Here is a 3008-nt window from a genome sequence, read left to right as displayed (position 1 = left end):
TTTATGACTTAACAGAACAAGAAAAAAGAGAAATTAATTACAAAATGATAGACGAAATCGAGGAAGAACAATAACAAAATATAAGTGCTAACAGCTGACCTCCCGATAACACCATGTAGTTATTGGGAGGTCAGCTGTTGAATTATGCACGAGTATTTTAAAAGTTATTGTGATGACGACGATAAACGGTTATCAAAAGTATAATGTTAAAATGCTTTATTATACTAACGTTATATAAACATTATACTTTCGTTATATAAATTTTAACCCTGTTAGGAACTATAAAAAATCATGAAAATTTTAATTTGCATGTAACTGGGCAGTGTCTCAAAAATTCGACACTGGTTTTGCTCAAATTTTTGTTTATGGAATTAGAATATATTTATTTGGCTCATATTTGCTTTTTAAAAGCTTCTGTAGGTTTTTAGGCATAAAACTATATGAATTACCCCTAAATCTTTAAAATGCCCCCTTAAAATTCAAAATAAAGGTATTTAAAATTTTAAAAAATAAAAAAGCTACTAGCAAAAAACTAGTAGCTTAAATCTTAGTTAAATTTCTATGTAGTATTAATTTTTATATCTACGCTACAACGTCGATTCTAGTTCGTGCAGTATTAATTTTTATATCTGCGCCACAACGCCGATTCCTTAAAACTAAGATAAAAATTGACGAAGGTCGATTATGGTTTTTTACGCGTTCTTTTTAGAACGCATAAGTGCGCCCTTACGGGATTTAACTAGATTATAACGACGAAAAATAGACCTGTAAAGCAATAACAGTTGGGTCTACTTTGTCTACTGGGCAGACAAGAAAAGAACACGCATTTATGCCGAGAAAATTTATTGATGTTGAGAAGAACCCTTAACTAAACTTGCAGACGAATGTCGGCATAGCGTGAGCTATTAAGCCGACCATTCGACAAGTTTTGGGATTGTTAAGGGTTCCGAGGCTCAACGTCAATAAAGCAATTGGAATAAAGCAACTTTGTTATTTATAATTATTTGATTGGAGGTGTGAATATGTTTTTTAAGTGTTCTATATGTGATGAAAAATTAAAGAGAGGTTATAAAACTTTAGCATGTGAGAATAACCATACTTTTGATATTGCAAAAGAGGGTTATTCGAATTTAATTTCAGGGCATAAAAAAAGTAAATACGATAAAAAATTGTTTATTGCTAGAAGAGAATTGAATGATAGTAGCAATTTGTATTCGATATTAATTTCAAAAATCATAGAAATTATTAAAAAATATGAGATTAAAACTAAAAATAATGTGATAGATGTTGGTACTGGTGAGGGTTATATTTTAAATGAAATTAGTAAAACATTTCTTGGTGAAAATGAATTCTTAGGTATAGACATTGCAAAAGAAGGTGTAAAAAAAGCAGCAAAATCATATAAAAATATAAATTGGTTGGTTGCTGATCTAGCTGATATACCAGTTATGAATGGGAATGTAGACTTTTTAATTAATGTGCTTAGCCCTTCTAATTATGATGAGTTTAAAAGAGTTCTAGATAAAGAGGGGAAATTGATAAAAATAATTCCTAATAGTGATTATTTAAAAGAAATAAGGAATATAGTCTTTAGTAATCATAAAAATAAGGATTATGATAATTCTGAGGTTATAGATTTATTTGAAGCTAATTTTAATAAAATTGAAATGATAGACATTAGTTATAAGGTTAAATTAAATAAAGAAGAATTGAATAAATTACTTGATATGACGCCTTTAACGTGGAATTTAAGTGACGTAGAAAAAGAAGGAATAATTAAGAAAAACTTAAGTGAAATTACGATGAGTTTTAAGGTTTTGGTTGGTGGTTTTAAAACGAGTTGAAAACGAGTTTCTTCTTGTCTTGATAATAAGGGTAACTATTACAATCTGGAATAGTTACCCTTAAAGTATTGGTGTGTCTGGGTTTAAACGCAAAAAAAGTTGCTTTTTCGTACCTATTAATGTATCGTTTTAGGTGTCTAATCAAAAACATACATAGAAAGGAGAAAAAGCAACTTTTTTTATTGTCATAGTTTGTGAAAACTAAGTTGTTTTTATGTGTTATAACATGGAAAAGTATACTGAGAAAAAACGAAAAAATCAAGTATTTCAAAAATTTATTAAACGTCATATTGGAGAAAATCAAATGGATTTAGTTGAAGATTGCAATACATTTCTGTCTTTTGTAGCTGATAAAACTTTAGAAAAACAGAAATTATATAAAGCCAATTCTTGTAAAAATCGATTTTGTCCTGTCTGTGCTTGGAGAAAAGCTCGTAAAGATGCGTTGGGTTTATCTTTGATGATGCAATATATTAAGCAGGAAGAAAAAAAGGAGTTTATTTTTTTAACTTTAACTACACCTAACGTAAAGGCTACTAAATTGGAAAGTGAAATAAAGCGTTATAATCAATCATTTAGACGTTTGACCAATCGTAAACATTTTAAATCTATTGCGAAAGGATATGTTCGTAAGTTAGAGATTACATATAATAAAAAAAGAGACGATTATAATCCTCATTTTCATGTGTTAATTGCAGTAAATAAATCGTATTTCACAGATAAAAGATATTATATTAGTCAACAAGAATGGTTGGATTTATGGCGTGATGTAACAGGTATTTCAGAAATCACACAAGTACAAGTTCAAAAAATAAGACAAAATAATAATAAAGAGTTATATGAAATGGCTAAATATTCTGGTAAAGATAGTGATTATTTAATAAATCAAAAAGTATTTGATGCATTCTATAAATCACTTAAAGGTAAACAGGTATTAGTTTATTCAGGATTGTTTAAAGAGGCTAAAAAGAAATTAAAAAATGGAGATTTAGATTATTTAAAAGAAATTGATCCAACCCAATATATCTATCAAATTTTTTATATTTGGAAACAAAAAGAGTATTTAGCTAGTGAACTTTATGACTTAACAGAACAAGAAAAAAGAGAAATTAATTACAAAATGATAGACGAAATCGAGGAAGAACAATAACAAAATATAAGTGC

Annotated in this window: 2 protein-coding genes; both read left to right on the top strand. The window is 28.1% G+C overall.

Translation table 11 applies throughout. From position 1 onward, the window contains the following. The first annotated feature begins 1022 nt into the window (after positions 1-1022). Positions 1023-1844, top strand: coding sequence for a putative RNA methyltransferase (locus tag KA878_RS04380; protein WP_049948317.1), 822 nt, complete (start codon positions 1023-1025; stop codon positions 1842-1844). 226 nt (positions 1845-2070) lie between these two features. Continuing rightward, positions 2071-2994, top strand: coding sequence for a protein rep (locus KA878_RS04375; RefSeq protein ID WP_031590742.1), 924 nt, complete (start codon positions 2071-2073; stop codon positions 2992-2994). Positions 2995-3008: the final 14 nt, after the last annotated feature.

Origin of the sequence: Staphylococcus sp. GDY8P57P (genome assembly GCF_017892585.1) — a bacterium.
Taxonomy (GTDB): domain Bacteria; phylum Bacillota; class Bacilli; order Staphylococcales; family Staphylococcaceae; genus Staphylococcus; species Staphylococcus borealis.
This window is presented reverse-complemented; position numbering and strand designations above follow the sequence as displayed.